The sequence below is a fragment of the Nibrella saemangeumensis genome (assembly GCF_039541915.1).
Taxonomy (GTDB): Bacteria; Bacteroidota; Bacteroidia; order Cytophagales; family Spirosomataceae; genus Nibrella; species Nibrella saemangeumensis.
Window position 1 is genome coordinate 149,157 of the sequence record NZ_BAABHD010000081.1, and the last position, 23,227, is coordinate 172,383.

Below are 23,227 nucleotides of genomic sequence, written 5' to 3' on the forward strand. Positions count from 1 at the left end.
GCAAACATACCTATTCAGTTGCCCAAAAGGCCTCTAATCCGGAGCCGAACGATCATCAGCTTTTTGGAGCAGAGCAATCACTTCCTCGTCGGAAGTCTGGCTGAAATTCCGGTAAAACTGCCCTACCGCCTGGAAATTATCGGGTACCAGCGGGCAGATCAGCTCGTCGACTTCCCGGCCAATTCGCCTGACGGCCTCGGGCGGGCCTACGGGTACCGCCACCACGAGCCGGGCGGGGCGCTGGCTGCGGAGCAGCTCGATGGTTGCCAGTAGGGTCTGGCCGGTGGCAATGCCATCGTCTACCACGATTATCACCTTTCCGGTACTATCGGCGGGGGCTTTTGCTCCCCGGTAGCGCGTATACATTTCCCGCAGGAGAAGCTGAATACGTGCCGTCTCGGCATCAATGTACGCAGCCGAAACGGTTAGTTTTCGGGATAGCACCCGAGCCTGCAGACTAACCGCGCCGATAGCCAGTTCTTTCTGGTTGGGGTGCCCTATTTTCTTGGTCAGCAGGATGTCAAGCGGAAAACGCAGCACCCTGGCAATTGGGTACGCAATGGGCACCCCACCGCGTGGTATAGCCAACACAATACCGTTCTGCCCCTCGTATTTTTTCAGGAAGGGGATGAGGGCTAAAGCGGCATCGGTGCGATCCTCGTACATGGCAGTGGTTCATTGGTTGAATGATTGAATGTCGAATGTTTAATTAGCTGATTAACTAATCGACCACTCGGCATTCAATTATTCAATCATTCAATCAATTAGCCACCTATCCCATCAGCAACGATTCAGCACCATCGATCCAGATGGGTGTGCCGGTGATATGGCGGGAGCGGTCAGATGCCAGAAACAGGGCCAGTTCGGCCACCTCTTCACTGGTACCGGGCTTTCCGTCTGTGAGCGGAATATTTCCCTCCGGAAATTCTACCGGCTCTTTTTCCGACTCCAGGTCTCTCCGTTCGGTATTCTCATCGATGTTTGTTTCAATCGCACCGGGACAGATCACGTTAACGCGAATGCGGTGCTTGGCCAGTTCGAGCGCAGCCATCTGCGTAAAGGCTACCTGAGCCGCTTTGGTGCAGGAGTAAGCGGTAGCCCCGGTGTTGCTGAAAATGCGTGTCCCATTGACCGAGGCTGTAATAATTACCGAGCCGCCTTTCTTTTTGAGCAGCGGAATGGCGTACCTAATGGTCAGAAAGGTTCCCCGCAGATTTACCTTGATGGTTTTATCCCACTCCTCCGGTTCCAGTTCTTCAATGGGTGCCCAGACGCCGTTGATACCGGCATTGGCAAAGACAATATCCAGCCGTCCCCACTGGTCTTCGATCGTCCGGATGGCCTGCTGCATATCCTCAACCTCCGATATATCGGCAGTCAATACCAGGGCTTCTCCGCCCGCCTGCTTAATCTCATCGACGGTCTGCTGCAGTTCATCTTCGGTCCGGCCCAGAGCCGCTACCTTCGCTCCCTGCTGGCCAAACAAGATAGCGGCTGCCTTGCCGATACCCGACCCGGCACCGGTTATCAGGGCAACGCGGCCCTCTAATTCCCGTTTCTGATTCGTCATAATGGGTGTACGAAAATGGTTTATGCTCCCATAAGCCCGCCCGACGATCATTTGTTATAGAAAACCGCAAAATGTTAGCTTATCAAAAAAGCAGCCCTGTGTCCCAACCATCTACCTGAGAGAAAGTGACCTGGCTGAGGCTCCGTTCACTGTCCTGGCCAGGCCACTTCCGTATTTACGTGGGAACACCTGAGCAGCCACCGAAGCCGGCAATTTTAGCATCCATCCGCGTCCAGAGAGTCAGCCCTTCCAGTTGGGCAACGGTATAATGACGGGAGAATATTTCGAATACCTTCCCGTTGGCGTGACTTTTCCCGGCGGCTATATCGTCGCAATAGGCGCGTAGCAGATAGTTGGGGAGGTAAATCAGGGCCAGTTCACGGGTCCGGCGTCCAACATTATTTCCTCTATCGTCGGCTGAGACAGCATCGCCAAACCAGGCATCATATTTTGTCTGATCGATCAGCAACTCGCCGGCCGGTATGGGAGGAGTTGCTTTGGTCAACTGATTGTAAGGGTCATCGCCATGGCTCAGGTACTGCGAATCAGCCATGAACCACGGCTGAGCGTGGCCGCCCGGCTTCACCAGTTTGACGGGGATGTTCACCACGCGGAGCAACGTCCGCAGCAGACCGGTTGTTCCCCAGCAGCCCGCCGTCCGGTTTTTGACGGGGCCGTTTGGCTGGGATAGCCGCTTGGTACCGGCCAGCACCCGCGTCATGGGCGGATACCCCCGATACTGCCATTGGTCCTCTACATTGGCCGCCGTAAAACTGCCTTCGTAGTGAATCAGATTGGCCCGGCACCAATCCAGCACCCGGATTATGGTCTCCAGGCGGGTGAAACCGATCAGCCCCTGAACACCCAGAAATTCGTAATTTTTTACGGGGGGAGCGGGCAGAATGTGACCGAGTCCTGACTTGAGCTGATACCCGGCCGGAGCAGCGCTATGCCACCGAAACAGCGCCCGACTATCGAAAAGCTGGGCCAGTTGTGCAGCCGAATAACCCGTGACCGACCACGATACCTGCCGGTCAATCTCCACTGCCAGCGACTGCGCCACACTGGCTTTGTAGTACGCCCAGGCATCTGCCTGAGAGAGAATGGTCTTTGCCGATTCATCGTCGGTGAGCGTCAGCCGATTTTCCGGCACGTCAGCCACAGCGATGGTCCCCCGGTGCCGGGCAAGCTGAAATGCCTCGCGCAACTGGGTTTTCCGGGATGCATCCCAGGCCGTCCACGGCTGCGCCCCGGCCGCGTCTTCCCAGATGATACTAGCGGCAACGGAACCATTCGCCGTTAGCCAGGCATCCAGATCCGGCTCCTGCTCGGCTTCGCCCACGGGTTCGGGTGTCCAGGTCGACAGGCGCTTTCGGTCGTGGTCGTAGGAAACCGGTTTTTCGTGACGCAGCAGGTCTACGATATAGCCGGCTTCGGCCGGACTTACCCCGGTTACGGTATCGGCTCCCCCACTCTCGTAGTAAAATACTACGTCACTCGACCCATTCAGGTTCTGAAAAACAGCGTAGCTGCTTAAGACTTTTCGGGCCATGATTTATTCGGACTCGCCGGCCGGCTCAGGGTTCAGGGTAGACAGCCGTTTCCGATCATGGTCATACGACATCGGCTTTTCATTGCGGAGCAGATTGACCATATAAGCCGCTTCGGCCACCGGAATGTCCTGAACCGAATCGGCCCCTCCGCCCTGATAGTACAGTACAATATCGGAGCCTGCGCCGATATTGTGAAAGACTGCGTAGTGTGAAATTGTTTTACGAGCCATAATAAGTTGTTGGTTTAGAGCACAAATACGCACAATTGAACCATATTTTCTACTGCCATCCGGTCGAATTACTTTTCGGTAAATCGACCGGATGTATAGCATATCGAACTATTATCCAACCCTGGCCGGAGCATACAAGTACAGATACGCTACTGAGGTAATTTACCGTTCGCAGCAGGTATTAATTTAGCGGGAGTTGTTACTTTAGAGCGAAAACTCATCTGCAACCTGCCATGACTAAAGCCTGCTTTACCACCGCACTCCTCTGCCTGTTCACGATCTTATTCAGCTTCGGCCAAAAAGTTGATTACGACAAAAAAGTGACTGAGCTTGGCCTTACGCTATATGCACCCTCAAAACCGGTCGCCAATTACGTCAAAGCCGTCCGCACCGGCAATCTGCTGTTTCTGGCGGGGCACGTGTCCACCCGCGCCGACAATAGCGGCATTATCGGCAAAGTCGGCAAAGACCTGACGGTGGAACAGGGCTATGAGGCCGCTAAAGTTACTACGGTCTCTCTCCTCTCTACGCTGAAAGCTGAACTGGGTTCGCTGAACCGGGTAAAGCGGATTGTCAAGGTAACCGGCATGGTCAACTGCCTGCCCGACTTTGCCGATCAGCCCAAGGTCATCAACGGCTGTTCCGACCTGCTCGTTTCTGTTTTTGGCGATAATGGCCGCCACGCCCGCACGGCCGTTGGCATGACCATTCCGTTGAACTATGCCGTTGAGATCGAGATGATCGTTGAAGTGGAATAACCAACTACACTGTTTACCGTATGAAAAACTTTCTTTCGTTGCTTATCGCTTTTCTCGTTGGAGCCTTCCCGCTGCTGGCCCAAACCACTACCGGCCGTTCAATAACCCTAGACACCCCAATGGGTAAACTGGCCGGCACGCTCACCCTGCCCACAGCGGCCAAACCGCCGGTCGTGCTGATTATTGCCGGCTCCGGCCCTACCGACCGCAACGGCAACAACCCCATGATGACCAATAACTCTCTGAAAATGCTGGCCGAGGAGCTGGCCAAACAGGGTATTGCCTCCCTCCGATATGATAAGCGGGGTATCGCCGAAAGCCAGCCGGCGGGCCTCAAAGAAGAGGATATGCGTTTTGATACCTTTATCAACGATGCCGTCGGCTGGATCAATTTGCTAAAAGCGGATAACCAATTCTCAAAAGTCGTTGTCCTGGGCCATAGTGAAGGTTCCCTGATTGGTATGATAGCCGCCAACCAGGCAAAGGCCGACGGCTTTATTTCAGTGGCAGGAGCCGGGCTGCCGGCAGATAAACTCATCCGGGAACAAATGAAAACCCAGCCTCCGCAGGTAGCCGACATGGTGAATCCGGCACTGGATAGCCTGGCGCAGGGAAGACTGGTAAAAAACGTAAATCCGATGCTCGGAGCGCTGATCCGGCCGAGCGTGCAACCCTATCTGATCTCCTGGTTCAGGTATGATCCGCAGGCAGAAATTAAAAAGTTGACGATGCCCGTTCTGATAATCCAGGGCACCAGCGATATTCAGGTCAGCGAAGAGCAGGCCCGCTTGCTGGCAAACGCCAGGCCCGGCGCTCAACTGCTTATCATCGACCGAATGAACCATGTGCTGAAAGAAAGTGAGAAAGAGATGCAGGCCAATATTGCCACGTACAGTAATGCTACTCTGCCGGTAGTACCCAGGCTGGTGACGGCCACGGTTGATTTTGTTAATCGGATAAAGTAGCCTCAACAACGACACAAACAATCTGCATAAACTGGTCGTTTTACAGCCAGTTTATGCAGAACCTCAGCCTTTACCTCATGGCCGGCCTCTACATAGTAGCCGGTGTTCTTCATTTTGTCTCGCCCCGGACGTACCTGGCCATTATGCCGCCGTACATCCCCTACCCCTGGCTAATGGTGATCGTTAGCGGCTTTTTTGAGGTGCTCTTCGGCGTAGGGCTGCTGTTTCCCCAAACCCGCTCCCTGTCTGCCTGGGGGTTAATTCTGCTCTTGATTGCCGTGTTCCCAGCCAATCTCTATATGGCTACCTCAGGCAGGTTCCATAACATTCCGCAGTGGCTGTTGTGGGCACGGCTCCCGTTACAGGGTGTACTTATCTGGTGGGCCAGCCGCTTTATCTAACCCCTTCACTTTTACCTTCTTCTCTTCCCCACGATCCTGCTGACGATTTCCTTCTATAAAATAGTTCAACTTTTTTTCCCTCCGTTTCCAACCGTCCTTTAACTAACCGGGTCATTTCTGTACATACCCAGGGTAATTAGTTTAGTTTTTTATTCACACTCCAGTAAAACATGAAACGAGTAACCATTCAATTATTTGCCTTAGTAGCGTTGGCTTTTACCGCCTGTCAGAAGGACCAGATTGTTCCCGGTCCAGGGGAAAATAAAGTCCTGATCAATTCTGACTTCAGCGCCGGAACCGACGGCTGGACAGGCGACTTCACTGATTATGATGTGCAGCAGGAAAGCATTATGGATTTTAGCTTCAGGCACGAAGCCCTGCCGGCTCCGCTGAACACCTCTGAAAAAGCTTTGAAGATTTCGGGCAGCAACCGCAGCGACGATATGTTTATGTTCGTGAAGCGGAAAGTAACCGGCCTCAAAGCGAACACCGAGTACCGGCTGCAGTTTGATCTGGAAATTGCCTCGCAATATGCTGATAATAGCGTGGGAATAGGCGGTTCGCCGGCTTTGGCGGTATACCTGAAAGCGGGCGCATCGGCTACCGAACCAGTGAAGGTGAAGAAAGGCACGTACTACGACATCAGCATCGACAAGGGCAACCAGTCGAGCGGTGGAAAGGACGCGATGCTGCTCGGCCACGTGGGCGCCGGAGATGACGTAAATCAGTACAAGCTGATTCAGCGCAGCAACAAAGAGCAGCCATTTACAGCCAAAACCAACGACAAGGGTGAACTTTGGGTAATCATCGGCACCGACTCCGGTTTCGAAGGCATTACTACGCTGTACTACAATAAGATTAAGGTAACAGCACTTTAAAATTGTTTCAACCGGGCGGCCGTCGAACCGCCCGGTTGAAACAGTAAACTATATATTCTTTTTCTTCACCTCATCAATCAGATACTCGGAGGTGCGCATAGCGGATGCCAGGATCGTCCAGGTCAGATTTTTATCGCCCTGGGAAACGAACGGCCCGGCATCAACCACAAACAGGTTCTTGACGTCGTGCGCCTGCTGGTATTTGTTCAGCGCCGATTTGTTCGGGTCGTTGCCCATGCGGACGGTACCGGCCTCGTGGATAATGCGACCCGGTGCCGCTAAGCCGTAGTTCTGATTAGCCCCCGGCTTGTTGCCCAATGGAATACCGCCCATGGCATGGATGATCTCTTCGAAGGTATCCTGCATGTGCTTGGCCTGCTTCACCTCGTTCTCCGTCCATTTGTAGTGGAAACGCAGCGTCGGTATGCCGTATTTATCGACGTTGTTCGGATCAATTTCGCAGTAATTGCTTTCCAGCGGTACCGGCTCACCCCGGCCCGACATGCTGACGTAGGCTCCGTAAAACCGGCGCACATCATCTTTTAGGGCTGCTCCGTAGCTCACGCGATTATTTTTGTCGCGGCCCGGTGCCAGGTGGTTGTGCGATGTAATACCGTTCATGAAGCCGTAGCCTGGCATACCCATACCGCCACCGTATTCGATGTGGTAACCACGGGGGAAATCCAGCTTCTTGTTATCCAGCCACCAGGGCGTATACACATGCATACCGCCTACCCCATCTTCGTTGTAGCGTTTGCGGTCCATCAGCGCCGGTACAAAGCCTGAGCGCGAAGCTCCCGTTGAGTCATTCAGGTATTTGCCGACTACGCCACTCGAATTGGCCAGACCATTCGGGAAACGGGCCGATTTGGAATTGAGCAGCAGCCGCGCCGACTCACAGGCACTGGCCCCCAGAAGCACCGTCTTGGCCTGAACCGATATTTCCTTCAACGTAACCGTATCCACGTACGAAACGCCGGTTGCCAGGCCCGTCCGGGTATCGGTTGTTACCTCACGCACCATGGCGTTGTTGCGCAGTTCGACATTACCAGTTTTTACGGCCGGAATTACCAGTACCGATGATGACGAGAAGTCGGCGTAAGCCTGGCAGCCCCGGTTACACTGGTGGCAATAAAAACACTGCCCCCGCTCTTTGTTAATGGGCTTGGTTAGGATAGACAACCGTGACGGAATGACCGGAACTCCGATGCTGGTAGCTGCTTTCTTGAGCATTAGCTCGTGCAGACGCGGCTTAGGTGGCGGCAAAAAGAAACCATCCGGGCTGTTCGGGAAGTTTTCTACCGAGCCAAATACGCCAATGAGTTTATCGACCTGATCGTAGTATGGCTTTATGTCGTCGTAGGTAATGGGCCAGTCGTCGCCGATACCGGTGAGGGAGCCACGCCGGAAATCGTCGGGGCCGAAGCGGAGCGAGATACGGCCCCAGTGATTGGTACGGCCGCCGAGCATCCGGGAGCGGAACCAGTGAAACTCGGTACCGGCTTTAGAGGTATATGGCTCGCCCTCCAGTTCCCAGCCACCCCAGGCTGCATCGAAATCACCACCCGAGCGGGCAAACGTACTGGCACCCCGCCGGGGCGACTCATAGGGCCACTTTAACTGCGTAATGTATTTAGGATCGGCCGGGTCGTAATAGCCACCGGCTTCGAGCAGCAGCACTTTGGCACCGGCTTTAGCCAGCATATAAGCCGCCATACCACCACCGGCACCCGAGCCAACGATTACAGCATCGTACACCACCGGGGCTTTTTTAATCTCAAAAAGGTCCATATGCACAGGGTTGGGAAACAGAAGGAATAAAAGATATATAGCGCAGGTGCTATTTAGGGTATAAAGTAACAAAGACAAGCTAACTACTGAAGAGGTATCCAATACATTAGTTGTCAGGGTAGCCTTAGTCAATGACTACCCTAAACCCAAACGGCTTCTACTGCTACTCTAACCGTTTTAGTTGATCCTGCACTTGCTTATAGAGCTTCCAGGTATATGACAACATCTGCTGCTGCATCTGAATCAGCGATTGGTAGTGCGCCCGCATCACCCGGTTAACCGGTTCATCCATCCGATTCAGAAACATACGTAACCTGTTCTCCAACCGGTAGAGCCGGTTGGAGATGCTGGCCATCTGATTGCCCAGCACGGTTTTCTGATGAAGCAGATAGTTTTTATCCGCTTGCTCATTTATATCATCCCCTCTCATCGAAACACCTCCTTCATCTCTGTCCAAGTCATGCAACGTATATGCCACACAGACACACACCCGAAAGAAATCAGCAATAAAAGTACCTGCCCGGAGTGGAAACTGGCAGGTATCCAGTGGTCTGGTTATCGCTGTAGTCGAAATGCCATTATTTACTTCATCTATTTTCAGGCCGGGCCGTAAGGGAGCCCGGCTAAGGATACTGACCCCGCAAATCCACAATGCTTTGCAGAGGATGTAGACATTTTTTCTCACCGGTCAGTTTTACCAAAGAAGCTGTGCTTACCGGTTGCTCAATCAGGAGCCTGAAGCCAGTAATAGTCGAAAACTAATTTTTATTCGACAAATTCCCCTTTGAGTCTTACAGATTCCTGCTATTGTAAAACAAACGTATTGCTGTAGCAGGCTCCCACTAAAGCGTAGGAAAAGGGTCTGACAAATCTGTTCAGGTCCTCGGGCATTGCCTCACGCCGTTCGATAGCTTTGGAGAATTTTCAAGCAAATTAGCATGGTTTTTGCATGACACTTCTCACCGATGTTCATACCAGAAACACGGGTGTATCTAACCCGTGCTCTACTACCACGTCATTATTATGAAAATTGTTAAAGGCTATATTCGTCCCCTGCTGATGGTCCTTTTTGCCTTCAGCTTACTTTTTGTTCAACGATTAACGTTCTCGGGGCAGGCTGCTTATAAGTCGTTTATTTCTAACCTGGGATTAAACAGTGACAATATAGCGATTGTATTGCCTATGCTGGCTACCGGATGCCTGCTTCTTTTGTTTATCCTGCCCGATGAAGCTCCTTCATCCGTTAAGGAGGAAGACAACAATTAAACCCATTTTCCGTCTCTATCCAGACTTTTTTTCACACCCCACTAATTGATAAGCCTATGTTTAAAGATGCTACTTTACTGATACTGGCGAAAGGACATCTCATCAACACCCAACTGGATGTTTACGTTACCTCTTTTCTGCCACTTGAAGCGTTGGGGTTCCTGGCTATTGTCAGCTTTGTATTCCTGGCTAAGGTGGGCCATGCTCATACAAAAGAAATCAAAAAGCAGGTGCTATACGGGGCTTATCAACAGGCAGTGAAGAGCGGTGATATGCTTCGGGCCTACGAAACAGGGCTGGCGTATCATTCCTGCGTCAAAGACGGCCAGTTAACCCGTGCCGATGAAGAGGCCTTTCATCGTGAACTGATAACCGTGATGTAAGGCTGCTCCAGCTTAGCTACCTAAACAATAATCCCCTTTAAAAACTATAATTAATTCACTTACGTATGCTCTACTCCCATACTCAGCGTGTCGATGCCGACTGGTTTCTCCCCCGTAATCTATGGCGGTCTATTCAAATGGCCTATTGGCGTCGCCTGGCTTACAAAGAAGCCTGGACGCCCGAAGAATGGGTTCGCCAACAGAAAGCCCTAGAGCGATTGAACCAGTTGAGGGGAAAACCAAATTAGGAGAAGAACAAAATACCGATCGCATTAAACAGGACAACGCAGACACAAACGGTTATCCCTAACCGGATTCCCTTTCTGGCTCGATAAAAGGCTACACTACCTGGCTCTGGTTGTTTACGAGCTACCAACCCGGCAACTATGGCAATTAAGACCCGCCACCTCAGCCATAATTTCGCTAATCACTACAAAGGTCCATACAACTTCGGTTTCCTGTCCTATAAGCCGGAAGGGAATCCAGGCGTAGGAAAGTGCCCAAAATAAAATACCTGCCACTCCACTAAGGAGGGCTATTGTTGCCAGTGACCCACCCTCGATCGCCTTGTTTTGTGTTGTAAACATGTCTCCGCTTCTTTTAGTTGGATACTCCCATCAAGACTATTGCGGAGGTCAACCTACGATAAAGCGAATGATGCCGGCAAATTCAATTAGTGTTCGGTAAAAATAGTTCGTCAGTTTCCGTGAGTACCTGGAGTTCACGGATTGATTAGTTTGACTTATAGCAGTATTCTTTGGTGAGAACTCCTCATTGGTTATTTATTGGCTATCGGCAACTTCTCTTCCCCAAAGTCATCCGGCAGCCGCCTGAACCAAAGGTTACGCACCCGGCCGTTGGACATACGAAGCCCCGTAATGACCTTGTCGGCGTTACGCACCATCTCTATGGATTGCACAAACCACCAGGATGCTTGTAAACGGTCTGTAGCAATAGCATTCAAACGGGATTCACCGTGGTGAATATGCACAAGCTGCAACGTATCGTTCTTCAGCGCAATGGTATAAAACGTTTCCAGTTCCGGACTGTAATACCGGCCAACATACTGGTGAAGCGCTTCTTTGCTGGCCATAAACGGCTCAACCCGATTTGCCGACCGGTTACCATTCTGGTGCAGCGTAATCCGGTTGGTCTTTCCGTTTACGGGCTTATGAAACGTGACCTGCGCATCGACTACCTTTAAAAGAACGTGGAATCCGACGAAGGAAACACTTCAAACTGCGGTTGCCCCGTTGCCTGCGTAAAAAACCGGTCATTCTCCCGCTTAAACGACAAGACAAAACCAGGTGCCAACTGGTAATCGCCCGTGTACTGATCGAGTAGCTTTGGATCAATTTTATAGTCTTTGGTGGTGACCGATGCGGTAACCGGTTTAGCTGCCTTATCCTCTTTGAGCTGCCCAGCCAGGTAAATATCCGCGATCTCAAAGGCTTTTTTGCCGGGGTTAAAATCACCTGCATTGCTAAGAATAATAATTCCGTAGTCTTCTTTGGGGAAGTAGGTCAGTGTTGACCGAAACCCGGCGTCTGCTCCGTCATGACCATAAAAGGCTACTCCCTTGTATTTGCCATGAATTAGCGCAAAGGCATACGTCAGCGAATCGCCTTTGGTTAACCGCCCCCGTTCCAGCATCTGTGTCATGATTGGCTGGCTGCCAACGGAAGCTGTTCGGAAGTTGGTGATCCATTTTGCCAGGTCGGTAACCGTTGTAAAGAGGCTGGTAGCTCCGGCATTGGCATAGCTTAGCACGCTTTTCTTATAGGGCTCGTTCTCCGGCCCGGAGGATTTGGAAAACGAATAAGCTCTGCCTTTAACAACTCTCTCATGGTTGTCGTAGAATAAGGTATTTTTCATCCCCAGCGGGGTAAATACGTTCTGGGCCATCCAGTCCCGATAGGGCTGTTTGCCCACCCTGGACACAATTTCGGCCAGTAACGTATAGCCGGTGTTGCAATAGGCGAACTGGCTGCCCGGCTCAAAGTTCAACTCCTTTTGCCGCTTAACCAGGTTAAAGATGTGCTGCTTTGTGATAACGTCATCCAGCTGCCAACCAGCCATTGCCAGCAGATTCCACTGGTCACGCAGGCCGCTGGTGTGGTGAATCAGGTGCCGGATGGTTATCTTCTTGCCGAAGTCCGGCACTTCCGGGAGGTACGTCCTTATGTCGTCGTCCAGCGACAGTTTACCCTGCTGGCTCAGCATAACAATGGCGTAGGCGGTAAATTGCTTGGAAACCGAGGCTACATGAAAAATTGTCTCCGGCCGGATGGGCGCTCCTGTTTCTACGTCAGCCTCCCCAAACCCTTTGGCATAAATGAGCTGTCCCTTATGAACTACCCCCACGGCGGCTCCGGGACTACCGGGTTTGTTCCACTCGGCAAACAAAGCGTCTACCTTCGCAGACACTGCTTTAGCGGGGGTCTGTGCGCTGATGGTCTGTCCCGTAAGCAGGACAGCGCAACTGACAAGTATGGTTTTGAAGGCTGAAGGAAAGTGCATGCTGGTGAGATCTGTTTATAAAGCAATATACAACGAAATCCCACTAACGGGCACCGGGCGGGCAATGCGCCAGCAGAAACTTCGTGAACAGCGTCCGGAGGTGCTCGCGGGTACCGGCTCCCTCACCAATGCCATGACTGCGGTTTGGGTACGCCATCAACTGAAACTGTTTGTTATGGCGCACCAATTCGTTGACCAGTTGCTCCGAGTTGGCATAATGCACATTATCGTCGCCGGTACCGTGTACATAGAGCAGGTTACCTCTGAGGTTTTTAGCATAGGTAATCGGCGAGCCAGCCACAAAATCCTCGCGATTCTCCTGCGGCAAGCCCATGTAGCGCTCCTGGTAGATGTTGTCATACAGGAGTTGATTGGTCACGGCCGCCACGGCGATGCCGGTCTGGTAGATATCCGGGTATTGAAACAGCAGATGGAGCGTAGTAGCGCCCCCGCCACTCCAGCCCCAGACCGCTACCCGGCTGGGGTCTAAGTAAGGCCGCTGCTGGAGCAACTTCTTCGTACCCATAGCCTGATCCCGAATGTTGACCCGGCCGATCTGCCGATAAATGGCTTTGCGCCAGGCGGCCCCCTTCAGGGTGGGCGTCCCCCGGTTGTCGAGAGCTACGTAACAGTAGTTGGAATCCAAGGTATTGCTATCGAAATTATCCGTTACTCCGGCCTGGTAGTTATCATTGGTGGTAACACTCCACGGCTCCCCATACACGTAAAATAAAACGGGGTATTTTTTGGTGCTGTCAAAGCCGACAGGTTTGGCCATCCAGCCGTCGAGGGTAATGCCATCGTCTGTGGTAACCGTAAAGAACTCGACATTCCGTTTTCGCACAGATGGTCTGACCCGTGCCGTATTAGTGCTTATAGGCTTGTGATCGGGCAGGTGTACCCACTCTTGAACGGGCGCTACCCGGTGGCTGCTGAATGAGTGCGAAGCCAATTGACCGTTCGGAGAAAGGCTATAATTATGGGTGCCAGGCTGATCGGCGGGTGACAACCGCTGGAGCGTGCCCTTTCCATCTGCTTTTATCCGGTACAGGTACCGTTGCGTGGCATTGTCGGGCGAGGCTATCAGGTAGACGTAATTAGCTTTCTCATCCAGCGTCAGGTACCGGGCTACATCGTAAGCACCGGGGGTCAGCAAGGTTTCTTTCTTACCATCCCGGCTGATCCGGTACAGGTGCCGCCATCCGTCTTTTTCCGACAGCCACAGAAATGACTTACCGCCTTCGGTCCACCACCAACCCAGTTCCGGAGAGGGAGTATTGGCAACCTGCTGGGGATCAACCCAAGACTGGTTCTTTTCGGTATATATTGGCTGAACGGTGCCATCGGCGGCTTTGGCGATGAACAGGGTAGTCTGGTTCTGCTTCCGGTTCATTTGCTGTACAATCAGTTCCGGCGCGTCGGGTGTCCACTCCATCCGGATCAGGTAATGCTGCCGGGGATCGCCGGGAAGCTTCAGCCAGGTTGTGGAACCACCCGCTGCATTAACCACCCCGATACGGGCCGATGAGGGTGTTTCACCTACTTTTGGGTATTCTACCGGAATGGTGAAGGAATAAGTTGAGTCGGTGGTATTGAGCATCAGGTAATCGCGGATGCCGGAGGCATCAATTTGCCAATAGGCAATCTGCTTGCTGTCGGGACTCCAGCGAAAACCATCCCGGCAGAAGAATTCTTCTTCATACGCCCAATCGAAGGTGCCATTGATTTGCTTGCGGGTACCGTCGGTGGTAAGCGGAACAACCTGTCCGCTGGTTAGGTCTTCTACGTACAGATTTTGTTCGCTCACGTAGGCTACCTTCTGCCCGTCGGGCGACAATTTGGCAAACATCAGCGACTGACCAGGCCGGTTTTTTCCTAATTGCCTGAATTGATTAGTTGACCGGTTTAGTAGCCAGTAGTCGCCCCGCGTATTGTCGCGCCAGACCCGGGCCGTGTTGGTAAAGATTAAAACCTTGGTGCTGTCACTGGAAAAAGCATAGGCTGCAACGGCGATCGGCTGCCTTGTAGCAGGGTTGATCAGGTTCTGTTTGGATACAACAACCGCGGTCTGGCTGCCGGGCAGTGTAGTCCGGACAATATTACCCGAAACGCTGTTGGTATAGGCATTACCATCGGCCGACCATTGAATCTGGGCCGAAGCGACGGAGCAGCCTGCAAATAGAAAGGCTAAAGCGAGTATTTTAGACATGCAAGAGGAGAATTAAAACGGCTTTTTAGGTCTTGGAGCTTTCCAAAGGGCCGAATTTACAGGTTTCCCTGAGGGAAACATGGAAAATATTGACGAGAGTTCTGTTTCTTCCAGGAAGTCGATAGCCTCATCTTCCTGTTCGATGGCCCTGTTTTTTTTCGGAGCGGGTAAAAGTTCAGGGTAGATCCGGTGGAGGGGGCGTATGGGAGTTGTCGTGAGGGAGTCGGCGGAAATAATGACCAGGGAACTGCGGGTGGTAATGAAAGAGGTTGACCGGTCTGCAGCCGGTGAGCGCTCCCACTCCTGCACAATCACGATGGTTCCCCTGGATCGGAAAGTCTGGGCAGTTACCCAGGTTGTCGACAGGCCTATGCACATCACCACAAGTATCAGCTTCATAGCAAACGAGTTTAACTCCCCTTAACTGTAAGTGATGTCAATATCTGCATTCTTCCATAATCGCACAACCTTCAATAGCACAAAAACTATTTATTTCTGTGCAATTTCCTGAACGGTCCTTTTGTGTTGTGCTGCTAACTGTGTAGGCGCACCCGCTGATCTCTTCAGCACATACCGGGCTACCACCGGAAAATGGTCAGAAAAGGAAATGTTCGATAAGGTCTGGCAAGAAGTAACGGCCCAATCGGCGCTGAAAAACTGCTGGTCGATCCGAACCCAGTACGGATGCCGGTTCAGCGTAAAACCCATTCCATCGCCGGCCTCTTCAAAGGCGTTGCGGAAGTTCAGGCTCAGTTTGCCGTAGGAATAGCCGAACGGTGTCTCGTTGAAGTCGCCACAGATAATAACGGGGTACCGGCTACCGGCCACGTACGATTCAACTTCAGCCAACTGTTCGCTTCGGTATTCAAAGCCTTCTTTTAACCGGCGTAGTGTATCAAAAAACTCAAACGAGAAAAGCCGCAGGTCTCCGGTCTTCAGGGCATCAAAAGCCTGTTTAATACGCACGCCCATAGACCACAGATGCACGTTGACCACCCGAATGGTATCGGGCCCGTAAGCAATGTCGGCACAGAGAAAGCCATTTATGTCCGGGCCACTGACCCGGTCCCAAATCCGGCCGTACTGATTCACGACAGGGTATTTCGACAGCAGTGCCAGTCCTACCTCCCGTCCCTGGTCAAAGCAGGTCAGCTTCTCCACTTTGGCGGTGTATTGCTTCTCAATACCAACGTTGGGAGCGTACTCCTGAAAACAGGCAATGTCGGCTTTCAGCGCCGGAAAGTCGGCCGAATGACCCGCTGCTTCGGAGAACGATTCGCTGTTGAAACTCAGAATGGTCAGGGCCGGAGCCTGGTTCAACGCAAACTGCCCGAGGCCGCTGCTCGTGCCGATCAGCCGTTTAACAACCGGCAGGGAAAACAGCACCCAGATCAGGCCAGCGGTCGCTATTGTTTTTTCCCCCCGGCAGATCAGGTAGATACTGGCGACAAGGCCGCTCAGAATTGCCAGGGGCAGCGTCATCATCACAAAGCCGGTCAGCCAGTGCCCGTCAATGGGATGGTAGCAAAACGCCATCGTAAAGAACAGATAGCCGAGGCCGGTATACGCCAGGGGATACTGCCCGTACCGACCAGACAGACGCTTCGCCATACTCGCCATTCTGGCTCCAAAAGGCCGCAAAGCCAATGGTATTATCTTAAAATATTGCTGAAGACCCGCTGATGACCGGGTACGGTTTGGAATCATACTAATCGGTGAAGAGAATGGAAAGAGAAAGCCGGGCAGTTACTTTACCTCAAAGCTGCCGGAACCGATTTTAAAGCCTTCGGCGTACAACTCCACCTGGTAAGCGCCGGGCTTGTAGGGGGCATCCCGCCGGAACAGGATGTCTACGTGCTGGTCATTGTTTTCGAACGGTACAGTCTGTCGGGTACTGTATCCGATTTCCCGGCCTTCGACCCAGGTTACGCCACCAATGCCGTTGTCGCTGACCACCGCCCCGTTGGCATCCAGAATACGCACGTAGATGTCTTTGTTGTTCTTTACCGCTACCGGATTCGATGGCATGACGAACGTTATTTTCAAGCGGTCGATTCTGGACGCTTTGTACGAGCTGCCGGTGCGTTCCCTGCCGTTGGGAGCCACGGCCAGTACCGCTACATTCACCGCCTGCATGGCCGACGCCAGCGTCACTTTACTGGTCAGGTCGGCATTCTGGCGAGAGTAGTCCACCACCGTTTGGGCCAGCACTTCTTTTTCCTGTTTCAGTCCCTCGTTTTCGTTCAGAATGGTTTGCTTCTCCTGTTCGAGCACCCGTGCCCGGCTGAGCAGGGAGCTGTACTCGCGCCGGAGCTTCCGGATCTCCACATCGTTCTGGGCCAGAAACTCGTTGTACTCGCCTATTTTGAGATTGTATTGCTGAAGAGAGAAATTAAGGTCGTATTTAAGCTTCTGTTTGTCCGTTTCCAGTTGCCGGCGAATCTTTTCCAGTTTGGTCAGGCTGCCGCCCAGTTGGCGCACCTCCGCTATTTTTTCATCCAGCACCTTAGAGAGCGAATCCAACCTGACCTGGGTCGACGCCAGTTGTTCTACTTTGGTCGTCAGCAGCCGCTGTACTTCGAGGGTTTCGTTGCGGGAGCCGATAAACAGGTAGGCCAGCAAAGCCAGCACCCCAACCAGGGCCCCGATAATTATATTCAGGTTCCCCTGCTTATTGCCTGTCACTTCCATTAAATCGATGTCTGGTAGGTAGTGGTGCAAAGCAACTACCGCCAACTTAACCTCGACTTAAGCCCACTTTAAATTCACCTTAAATTGCGGTAGCGGTTGGAAGTGTCAGGGTAAAGGTCGTGCCCTGGGGGCCAGACTGTACGCTGATCTGGCCCTGGTGAAGCTCCGTAACCTGAGCAACCACCGCCAGCCCTACCCCGTGTCCCTTACTCGACTGAGCGGTGGCGTTACCCCTAAAAAACGGCTGGAAGATATGGGGCAGATCGGTCTGCGGTATCGGTGGGCCCTCGTTGAATACCGTTATCGTGATTATGCCAGCACGGGCAGCAAAAGTCACCACAGCCGTGTTGTTTGTTGAGAATTTACCCGCATTTTCCATCAGATTCATCAGCAACACCTTCAGCGAAGGTTTATTACCCCGGACAATCAAGGCATCCTCCTCATCGGGAAAGTCGGGAAAGTTGAGCTGTACCTGATAATCGGTATGCCATTGCTGGAGCTGTAGTCTGGCCTCCCAGAGCAGCTCATCCATCCGGACAGGCTCCAGGGGCAGGTCTCTGGCCTGAGCGACGGTATTGGCCAGTTCCAGCAGCGTATTGGTCAGTTGGGTGAGCGTCTGCGCATCTTCCTGCAACGACTGGAGCGTTCGTTCATACACTTCCGGTTCGCGTTTCTGGATCAGCGCCACGTCGATCTGCGAACTGATTCGGGTCAGCGGGTTCTTCAGTTCATGGGAGACATTGGCGATAAACATCTTCTGGGTATTCAGGGCCTGCTCAATCCGGTCGAGCAGTTGATTGAAGGTAGCGACCAGCACACCAATCTCGTCAGAACTGTTCGGGTGCCGAACCCGCTTTTGCACATTAGCCGGGAAGATGGCATTCACCTGCTGCACAATACCCCACATGGGAGCCAGTGCCCGATCGGCAAAGAACCAACCCGACACGCCCAGCAGCAGAATGGCTACCAGGACCATCACGATCAGGATCTTTTTGAGGTCGTCCAGCGCGTCGCTACCGGCCTGATCGATGCCGCTGACAATGACCCAGTTTCCGGTCTGCCCCCTGGTCAGGTGAATCGCTACGATCTGGTATTCGTTCCGGTTCAGAAACACGGTCTGCGATGCCGGATTGAGCAGGGGAATAAATTGTTCGTGGAAGCGGGAGTTCGCCGGATTGGTGGAAAAGATAACCTGTCTGGTCTTTTCGTTATACACCGAAATATTTTCATTCAGCAGGGGCTCCCGGTTGGGGGCATCAATCAGGCGCAGGACTGTACTATCGGTCTGTTTAAGATCAAAAAGCAGGGTGGTCGTGGTGAGGGCACGGTCCTGGAGCCGTTTATAAAATCGTTTCTGGAGATAAAGCCGGCTGAAAAAGTAGACGCCCACCGAGAAGAGCAGCAGGATCAGCGTGACCAGCAAAACAAACTGATAGGTAAGCCGGGTACGGATATTGATCATTGCGACGGAAGCTTTACAACATAGCCCATCCCGATCTGCGTATGCAGCAACTTAGGCTCAAAATCCTTATCGATCTTCTTGCGCAGAAAATTGATGTACACCTCAATTACATTGGTACCGGTATCGAACGTCACATCCCAGAATTTCTCGGCTAATTCCACCTTAGAAATTACGCGCCCCTGATGGCGCAGAAAGTATTCGAGAAGTTGAAACTCTTTGGCCGTCAGCGTAATCTCCTTTCCCGCCCGCACTACCTTTTTTGTGTCCGGGTTCAGTTCCAGGTCCGCAATTTTCAGCAGATTGGCGGTTTGCCCCACTGTGCCGGTCCGGCGGGTGAGCGCCCGGACGCGCGCCATCAGTTCCCGAAATTCAAAGGGTTTAGGCAGGTAATCGTCTGCCCCCGCATCAAGGCCAACTACCTTGTCATCGGTTGTTCCCAGCGCGGTCAGCAGTAGTATCGGTGTTGATACCTGGGCCTCCCGCAGCTTTCGACACAGTTCCAGACCGTTTATGCCGGGCAGGATAATATCGGAGATTATGAGTGCATAAGGATTTCGCGTAGCGAGCTGGAAGCCCATGGTGCCATCGTAGGCAACATCGACCTCCCACTGATGCTCCTCCAGCCCCTGCCTGATGCTCTGAATCGTCTTAACCTCATCTTCGATAACCAGAATTTTCATACTGTTTGCTGTTCCTTATGACAAAGTTACAGATTTCCAAACAGCCTATAATAGGTAGAGACTGAACCCTCTTGTTCTAATCGAGCTAATACCTTTACCTAAAATGATTTATTTCAAGGGAATCAATAAGACAGGACAGCGTTTTTTTCTGCACAATTGACTGGTATAAAAAATAAGCTGGAAACCCGTTACAGCGATTTTTCAGCTACTACCGGCCGGCTCAGTCGTTCGATAGACCGGCGGTAGGGGGCCAACCCTAAGCTATAGCATACAACTGCCAGCAAGCTGCCGACGGCAATAACAATTACCAGCGAGTACCGAACGGCCCCTTCGTTCTGGAAAACGTAATCGGTCAGCAACGCAACCGAAGTAGGCCCGAAGCCCATCGCAATCAGGTTGAGCACGAACAGGAAGATGGCCGAGGCCAGGGACCGCGCCCGGTTGGGCATCAATTCCTGAATGGCCGTAGCCGAAGCGCCCAGGGCAAACGCATTGAAGAAACTGGCTACCGCTAATACCGCCACTACAACAACTGTATTGTCGAGAAGAGGATAAAACGAAGCCAGCAGCGTTCCTCCGCCCGCCATCAAACCCACGCGCAGCCGCCCATCCGTTTGGCCTCTCCGGACAAAGCGGTCAGCCAGCCGCCCGCCAATAATGATGCCCGACGTAGCAAACAAGGTAATAATGACCCCAAAGACCAGCCCGGCCTGGGCCATTGGCCAGTTGAACGTCCGGACAAAAAAGGTTGGCACCCAGGCGGCCATTCCATATGAAACGAGTGATACGAATGTAATACCCAATGTGACGGAGAAGAAAGCAGCCCGTTGCCGGCCAATTAGCCCCAGCACCTCGCGCACGGTAGGGGTCGCAACTGCGTCACCGGCTGGCGTCAATAAGCCCTGCCGGGCAGGCTCTTTCACCGTTAGCAACAATACTGCAATCAGCAGCCCCGGCAAGCCCACATAAAAGAAGATCTGCTGCCAGGCAAATACCGTTCCTACAAAAGGCAGCGTTATCGCCGGGGCATTACTAAGGGCTCCCACTAATACTGCGCCGATAAGCATGGCGAAGCCGGAGCCAATGAAAACACCAGCCGAATAAATGCTGATGGCCGTAGCTAGTTTGTCCTTTGGGAAATAATCGGCCAGCATCGAGTACGCTGCGGGCGAGAGTGTACCTTCTCCTACCCCCACCCCCATCCGGGCCAAAAAGAATTGGGTGTAACTGCTGACAATCCCACAGACGGCCGTCATCAGGCTCCAGAGCGAAATACCCCAGATGATGAGATTACGGCGGTTGGTGCGGTCGGCCAAGCGCCCAAAGGGGATACCCAGAAACGTGTAGAACAAGGCAAAGCTCAGGCCCATCAGCAGGCTGACCTGCGTATCGGTTAGGAGCATATCGCGTTTCATCGGCCCCACGAGCAGGCTCAGAATTTGCCGGTCGATGAACGAGGAAATATAAGCCACCTGCAAAATAGCTACGGCATACCAGCCGGCCCGCAGCGATGGAGTCTGGGTTGTAGGAACAGGCATTTCAAGGTAGGGTTAGGATGCGAAACTTGTCCCTTAAAGCTACCGTTTCTGTCTTGTAAATGCAATTAGTCTATTGTCGGTCAGCATGCGGTGAATTTTATGGCAGGGGTTTTCCGGTGAGAACGAAAAAGGTATCTTTGTATTAAGTCAAAACACAGTAAGTATGCTCAGAAGAACAACGGTTTTTGATGAAATCTCGATGTTTATTGCTGGTATGAATCCGGAAAGAGTCATCGACTTTAAGCCTTCGGCCGTTCACCAGCAACGACTTGACTTTCTGCTTGATAAACAAAAAGAAGCTCCTCTCTCAACCGAAGAACGCAGTGAGTTAGAACAGTATTTAATCATCAACCGAATTGTTGGACTCGCCAAAGCAAGGGCTTTAAAAATGTTACATCGATGAGCAGGGCAGTACCTGCTGCGCTCAAAAAGAAAGTTGCCATACGCGCTAATTTCCAGTGTGAATATTGCCTGTTGTCTGAAAAGCTATCATTCTATTCGTTTCATATTGAGCATATCCGAAGTATTAAGCACGGCGGCACAAACGCTTTTGACAACTTAGCCTACTGTTGCCCCGACTGCAATTTTTACAAAGGCTCTGACGTAGGTACATTCGTCAACGACGATGAGACGGTGATTCGCTTCTTCAATCCCAGAAGGGACTCCTGGATTACCACTTTACCCTGGATGACGGAGCTATTCACGGAAAAACTGATATTGGCAAAGCCACGGCACAGATTTTTAAATTCAACGAGGTCGAACGGTTAATCTTCAGACAGCAGCTCGCAGAATTAAACTTATACCCTTGAATGCTCTTTCCCAGGCTATTTTAACTCCTCAGCGGCCAGCCTGTTTTTCATAGATCTGGAGCTTTATAGCAATATAGGTAACTACGTCTTCGCCGGCATCCACCCATTCTTAATGCAGTCCGGCTGTCCGGCGCATGGGTTGCCGCTGCCAGTAGGTCAGGCTGCGCCAGACCCATTCCAACGGACCGAAGCGGAAGTTTTGCAGCCAGATGGGGCTGATAATGAGTTGCAGTGCCCAGATGCCTGGTACCACATAATAAAGCTGGTAATAGGGCAAGGCACCATAATAGCCTAGTCCGTAGCCGTAGAAGATACCGGTGCAGAGGAGCGTTTGCATCACGTAATTGGTAAAGGCCATCTGCCCTACTGCCGACAAAGGGCGCCACAGCCCACTAAACAGGCCCGACCGGTACAGCAGCATAATCACCCCGATATGCCCCAGCGCCACCAGTGTCCGCCGGATGTCGTACGTGCCGCCGGGGGCCGGAAACCATTGCGTATCGACCGCCTGGGCAGCGTTCTGGTACAAGTCTGCCTGTTGCACAACCGACCACCAGCCCAGCGGAATACCGATGCCGTACCCCAGCACCACCATACCCCAATACGTTCGACTACTTACCCGGTTGGTTAGCACGCCCCATTTAAACAAGGCCATACCGAGGAGCATCATGCCGAGCGCATCCCAGATCAGAAAGCGGTAGAAGAGTTCAGATTCATAAAAGACACTTCGCGGCCGGATTTGATGCCAGACTGACCCATAATTGCCGCGCATGGCCTTAATCTCTTTGTCGACTTTTTTCTGGTTAAACTGCCGCCCTTTTAGCATGTCCTCCCAGGCTACTTTGTCCCCCTGTTGAGCTTCGGTTAAAGTCTTGTGCTGTTTTTCGAGCGCGACAGCCGCCAGGTATTTCTGCCGCTTTTCGCCGGTTTCGGCAAAATCCCACCAGTTCAGAAACAGGTGGAACGCAAAACACAGCAAGGCCCCGAGCAGTAATCGCCGGGGCGCTGCGTTGCGAAACGCAAACAGCAACAAACCGACCAGCCCATACCCGTACAGAATATCCCCGAACCAGAGCAGCAAAAACGCATCGACCAGCCCAAAAACAATTAGCCACAACATGCGCCGGTAGTAAAGGTCGGCCACGACAATGCTGCCCTCCGAAGCAGCTTCTTTGCCGGAGGTAAAGAGCAGGACACCGGCACCGAAGAGCAGGGAGAAAACGGCCCGCATCTTACCCTCAAACAGAACATTGGTAATCAGGTATACCCAATAGTTCGTATCGCCGGGATGCGCAAATACCTGCTCCCGAAATAGCGCCGGCGGCAACGCAAACAGTACGATATTCATGAGCAGAATACCCAGCAAGGCAACGCCCCGGAGAATGTCAATGGTAGTAACACGCTCAGCCTGAATGGTAGGCCGGACTGCCCCGTTTTCAGCAACAGGGGTGGGCGTCGATAGGGCTATCATGCATCGATCAGGTTTGCACACCAACGAAAGCGTTTCGCTATGCACAGAAAAT

25 protein-coding genes are annotated in these 23,227 nt (G+C 52.4%); 9 read left to right on the top strand and 16 right to left on the bottom strand.

What is annotated here, in order from left to right; genetic code table 11:
• Window positions 1-33: 33 nt before the first annotated feature.
• From ABD949_RS24705 to ABD949_RS24720, 4 genes are all read right to left on the bottom strand, one after another.
• Window positions 34-666, bottom strand: a complete 633-nt coding sequence (locus tag ABD949_RS24705) for a phosphoribosyltransferase (RefSeq protein ID WP_345248055.1) — start codon at window positions 664-666, stop codon at window positions 34-36.
• A 106-nt stretch (window positions 667-772) separates the two neighbouring features.
• Entirely contained in the window at window positions 773-1,570 is a 798-nt protein-coding gene (locus ABD949_RS24710; RefSeq protein WP_345248057.1) for an SDR family oxidoreductase, read from the bottom strand.
• Between the two features lie 175 nt (window positions 1,571-1,745).
• Window positions 1,746-3,122 (bottom strand): hypothetical protein, encoded by a 1,377-nt coding sequence (locus tag ABD949_RS24715; RefSeq protein WP_345248059.1) that lies wholly within the window; start codon window positions 3,120-3,122, stop codon window positions 1,746-1,748.
• A 3-nt stretch (window positions 3,123-3,125) separates the two neighbouring features.
• Window positions 3,126-3,353, bottom strand: a complete 228-nt coding sequence (locus ABD949_RS24720; RefSeq protein WP_345248061.1) for a hypothetical protein — start codon at window positions 3,351-3,353, stop codon at window positions 3,126-3,128.
• Between the two features lie 233 nt (window positions 3,354-3,586).
• Here ABD949_RS24720 and ABD949_RS24725 point away from each other — a divergent pair, with 233 nt between their 5' ends.
• From ABD949_RS24725 to ABD949_RS24740, 4 genes are all read left to right on the top strand, one after another.
• Complete coding sequence (locus ABD949_RS24725) at window positions 3,587-4,111, top strand: RidA family protein (protein WP_345248063.1); 525 nt, start codon at window positions 3,587-3,589, stop codon at window positions 4,109-4,111.
• Between the two features lie 20 nt (window positions 4,112-4,131).
• Window positions 4,132-5,076: an alpha/beta hydrolase gene (locus ABD949_RS24730; RefSeq protein ID WP_345248065.1), complete on the top strand. Its 945-nt coding sequence runs from the start codon at window positions 4,132-4,134 to the stop codon at window positions 5,074-5,076.
• Window positions 5,077-5,129: 53 nt separating this feature from the next.
• Window positions 5,130-5,477 (top strand): DoxX family protein, encoded by a 348-nt coding sequence (locus tag ABD949_RS24735; RefSeq protein WP_345248067.1) that lies wholly within the window; start codon window positions 5,130-5,132, stop codon window positions 5,475-5,477.
• Window positions 5,478-5,647: 170 nt separating this feature from the next.
• The gene (locus tag ABD949_RS24740) at window positions 5,648-6,355 is read left to right on the top strand and encodes a hypothetical protein (protein ID WP_345248069.1); all 708 of its coding nucleotides are present in this window, start codon (window positions 5,648-5,650) and stop codon (window positions 6,353-6,355) included.
• 48 nt (window positions 6,356-6,403) lie between these two features.
• Here the strand turns inward: ABD949_RS24740 and ABD949_RS24745 are convergent, their stop codons facing one another.
• Together ABD949_RS24745 and ABD949_RS24750 are read right to left on the bottom strand one after the other, a co-directional pair.
• Window positions 6,404-8,146 (bottom strand): GMC oxidoreductase, encoded by a 1,743-nt coding sequence (locus ABD949_RS24745; RefSeq protein ID WP_345248070.1) that lies wholly within the window; start codon window positions 8,144-8,146, stop codon window positions 6,404-6,406.
• Between the two features lie 163 nt (window positions 8,147-8,309).
• Window positions 8,310-8,831 (bottom strand): hypothetical protein, encoded by a 522-nt coding sequence (locus ABD949_RS24750; protein ID WP_345248071.1) that lies wholly within the window; start codon window positions 8,829-8,831, stop codon window positions 8,310-8,312.
• A gap of 338 nt (window positions 8,832-9,169) precedes the next feature.
• On the opposite strand from ABD949_RS24750, the gene ABD949_RS24755 reads away from it, so the two are divergent.
• The 3 genes from ABD949_RS24755 to ABD949_RS24765 all read left to right on the top strand — a co-directional run bounded on the left by ABD949_RS24755 (window position 9,170) and on the right by ABD949_RS24765 (window position 10,043).
• Complete coding sequence (locus tag ABD949_RS24755; protein WP_345248072.1) at window positions 9,170-9,412, top strand: hypothetical protein; 243 nt, start codon at window positions 9,170-9,172, stop codon at window positions 9,410-9,412.
• Between the two features lie 56 nt (window positions 9,413-9,468).
• The gene (locus ABD949_RS24760) at window positions 9,469-9,795 is read left to right on the top strand and encodes a hypothetical protein (protein ID WP_345248074.1); all 327 of its coding nucleotides are present in this window, start codon (window positions 9,469-9,471) and stop codon (window positions 9,793-9,795) included.
• Between the two features lie 65 nt (window positions 9,796-9,860).
• Window positions 9,861-10,043: a hypothetical protein gene (locus ABD949_RS24765; RefSeq protein WP_345248076.1), complete on the top strand. Its 183-nt coding sequence runs from the start codon at window positions 9,861-9,863 to the stop codon at window positions 10,041-10,043.
• A gap of 530 nt (window positions 10,044-10,573) precedes the next feature.
• Here the strand turns inward: ABD949_RS24765 and ABD949_RS24770 are convergent.
• The 9 genes from ABD949_RS24770 to ABD949_RS24810 form a co-directional block, all read right to left on the bottom strand.
• The gene (locus ABD949_RS24770; RefSeq protein ID WP_345248077.1) at window positions 10,574-10,888 is read right to left on the bottom strand and encodes a hypothetical protein; all 315 of its coding nucleotides are present in this window, start codon (window positions 10,886-10,888) and stop codon (window positions 10,574-10,576) included.
• A 107-nt stretch (window positions 10,889-10,995) separates the two neighbouring features.
• A complete protein-coding gene (locus tag ABD949_RS24775) occupies window positions 10,996-12,315 on the bottom strand; it encodes a serine hydrolase (RefSeq protein ID WP_345248079.1) in 1,320 nt (439 codons plus the stop codon).
• Window positions 12,316-12,358: 43 nt separating this feature from the next.
• The gene (locus ABD949_RS24780) at window positions 12,359-14,524 is read right to left on the bottom strand and encodes a S9 family peptidase (RefSeq protein WP_345248081.1); all 2,166 of its coding nucleotides are present in this window, start codon (window positions 14,522-14,524) and stop codon (window positions 12,359-12,361) included.
• A gap of 12 nt (window positions 14,525-14,536) precedes the next feature.
• Window positions 14,537-14,923, bottom strand: a complete 387-nt coding sequence (locus ABD949_RS24785) for a hypothetical protein (RefSeq protein ID WP_345248083.1) — start codon at window positions 14,921-14,923, stop codon at window positions 14,537-14,539.
• 90 nt (window positions 14,924-15,013) lie between these two features.
• On the bottom strand, window positions 15,014-16,135 hold the full coding sequence (locus ABD949_RS24790) for an endonuclease/exonuclease/phosphatase family protein (protein ID WP_345248085.1): 1,122 nt from the start codon (window positions 16,133-16,135) through the stop codon (window positions 15,014-15,016).
• 135 nt (window positions 16,136-16,270) lie between these two features.
• Window positions 16,271-17,215: a hypothetical protein gene (locus ABD949_RS24795; protein WP_345248087.1), complete on the bottom strand. Its 945-nt coding sequence runs from the start codon at window positions 17,213-17,215 to the stop codon at window positions 16,271-16,273.
• A gap of 79 nt (window positions 17,216-17,294) precedes the next feature.
• Entirely contained in the window at window positions 17,295-18,677 is a 1,383-nt protein-coding gene (locus ABD949_RS24800) for a sensor histidine kinase (RefSeq protein ID WP_345248089.1), read from the bottom strand.
• Window positions 18,674-19,357: a response regulator transcription factor gene (locus ABD949_RS24805; RefSeq protein WP_345248091.1), complete on the bottom strand. Its 684-nt coding sequence runs from the start codon at window positions 19,355-19,357 to the stop codon at window positions 18,674-18,676. Before ABD949_RS24805 ends, ABD949_RS24800 begins: the two co-directional genes overlap by 4 nt.
• 188 nt (window positions 19,358-19,545) lie before the next feature.
• Entirely contained in the window at window positions 19,546-20,895 is a 1,350-nt protein-coding gene (locus ABD949_RS24810) for a spinster family MFS transporter (RefSeq protein ID WP_345248093.1), read from the bottom strand.
• Window positions 20,896-21,058: 163 nt separating this feature from the next.
• Here ABD949_RS24810 and ABD949_RS24815 point away from each other — a divergent pair, with 163 nt between their 5' ends.
• A complete protein-coding gene (locus ABD949_RS24815) occupies window positions 21,059-21,298 on the top strand; it encodes a hypothetical protein (protein ID WP_345248095.1) in 240 nt (79 codons plus the stop codon).
• Window positions 21,295-21,663, top strand: a complete 369-nt coding sequence (locus ABD949_RS30875) for an HNH endonuclease (RefSeq protein ID WP_425576806.1) — start codon at window positions 21,295-21,297, stop codon at window positions 21,661-21,663. Before ABD949_RS24815 ends, ABD949_RS30875 begins: the two co-directional genes overlap by 4 nt.
• A 150-nt stretch (window positions 21,664-21,813) precedes the next feature.
• On the opposite strand, the gene ABD949_RS24820 is transcribed toward ABD949_RS30875, so the two are convergent.
• Entirely contained in the window at window positions 21,814-23,175 is a 1,362-nt protein-coding gene (locus tag ABD949_RS24820) for a DUF418 domain-containing protein (RefSeq protein ID WP_345248097.1), read from the bottom strand.
• Window positions 23,176-23,227: the final 52 nt, after the last annotated feature.

What these genes read in the sequence shown, in the direction of transcription:
- ABD949_RS24705 (WP_345248055.1), bottom strand. Translation starts at nt 666, where the DNA reads ATGTACGAGGATCGCACCGATGCCGCTTTAGCCCTCATCCCCTTCCTG.
- ABD949_RS24710 (WP_345248057.1), bottom strand. Translation starts at nt 1,570, where the DNA reads ATGACGAATCAGAAACGGGAATTAGAGGGCCGCGTTGCCCTGATAACC.
- ABD949_RS24715 (WP_345248059.1), bottom strand. Translation starts at nt 3,122, where the DNA reads ATGGCCCGAAAAGTCTTAAGCAGCTACGCTGTTTTTCAGAACCTGAAT.
- ABD949_RS24720 (WP_345248061.1), bottom strand. Translation starts at nt 3,353, where the DNA reads ATGGCTCGTAAAACAATTTCACACTACGCAGTCTTTCACAATATCGGC.
- ABD949_RS24725 (WP_345248063.1), top strand. Translation starts at nt 3,587, where the DNA reads ATGACTAAAGCCTGCTTTACCACCGCACTCCTCTGCCTGTTCACGATC.
- ABD949_RS24730 (WP_345248065.1), top strand. Translation starts at nt 4,132, where the DNA reads ATGAAAAACTTTCTTTCGTTGCTTATCGCTTTTCTCGTTGGAGCCTTC.
- ABD949_RS24735 (WP_345248067.1), top strand. Translation starts at nt 5,130, where the DNA reads ATGCAGAACCTCAGCCTTTACCTCATGGCCGGCCTCTACATAGTAGCC.
- ABD949_RS24740 (WP_345248069.1), top strand. Translation starts at nt 5,648, where the DNA reads ATGAAACGAGTAACCATTCAATTATTTGCCTTAGTAGCGTTGGCTTTT.
- ABD949_RS24745 (WP_345248070.1), bottom strand. Translation starts at nt 8,146, where the DNA reads ATGGACCTTTTTGAGATTAAAAAAGCCCCGGTGGTGTACGATGCTGTA.
- ABD949_RS24755 (WP_345248072.1), top strand. Translation starts at nt 9,170, where the DNA reads ATGAAAATTGTTAAAGGCTATATTCGTCCCCTGCTGATGGTCCTTTTT.
- ABD949_RS24760 (WP_345248074.1), top strand. Translation starts at nt 9,469, where the DNA reads ATGTTTAAAGATGCTACTTTACTGATACTGGCGAAAGGACATCTCATC.
- ABD949_RS24765 (WP_345248076.1), top strand. Translation starts at nt 9,861, where the DNA reads ATGCTCTACTCCCATACTCAGCGTGTCGATGCCGACTGGTTTCTCCCC.
- ABD949_RS24770 (WP_345248077.1), bottom strand. Translation starts at nt 10,888, where the DNA reads ATGGCCAGCAAAGAAGCGCTTCACCAGTATGTTGGCCGGTATTACAGT.
- ABD949_RS24775 (WP_345248079.1), bottom strand. Translation starts at nt 12,315, where the DNA reads ATGCACTTTCCTTCAGCCTTCAAAACCATACTTGTCAGTTGCGCTGTC.
- ABD949_RS24780 (WP_345248081.1), bottom strand. Translation starts at nt 14,524, where the DNA reads ATGTCTAAAATACTCGCTTTAGCCTTTCTATTTGCAGGCTGCTCCGTC.
- ABD949_RS24785 (WP_345248083.1), bottom strand. Translation starts at nt 14,923, where the DNA reads ATGAAGCTGATACTTGTGGTGATGTGCATAGGCCTGTCGACAACCTGG.
- ABD949_RS24790 (WP_345248085.1), bottom strand. Translation starts at nt 16,135, where the DNA reads ATGGCGAAGCGTCTGTCTGGTCGGTACGGGCAGTATCCCCTGGCGTAT.
- ABD949_RS24795 (WP_345248087.1), bottom strand. Translation starts at nt 17,215, where the DNA reads ATGGAAGTGACAGGCAATAAGCAGGGGAACCTGAATATAATTATCGGG.
- ABD949_RS24800 (WP_345248089.1), bottom strand. Translation starts at nt 18,677, where the DNA reads ATGATCAATATCCGTACCCGGCTTACCTATCAGTTTGTTTTGCTGGTC.
- ABD949_RS24805 (WP_345248091.1), bottom strand. Translation starts at nt 19,357, where the DNA reads ATGAAAATTCTGGTTATCGAAGATGAGGTTAAGACGATTCAGAGCATC.
- ABD949_RS24810 (WP_345248093.1), bottom strand. Translation starts at nt 20,895, where the DNA reads ATGCCTGTTCCTACAACCCAGACTCCATCGCTGCGGGCCGGCTGGTAT.
- ABD949_RS24815 (WP_345248095.1), top strand. Translation starts at nt 21,059, where the DNA reads ATGCTCAGAAGAACAACGGTTTTTGATGAAATCTCGATGTTTATTGCT.
- ABD949_RS30875 (WP_425576806.1), top strand. Translation starts at nt 21,295, where the DNA reads ATGAGCAGGGCAGTACCTGCTGCGCTCAAAAAGAAAGTTGCCATACGC.
- ABD949_RS24820 (WP_345248097.1), bottom strand. Translation starts at nt 23,175, where the DNA reads ATGATAGCCCTATCGACGCCCACCCCTGTTGCTGAAAACGGGGCAGTC.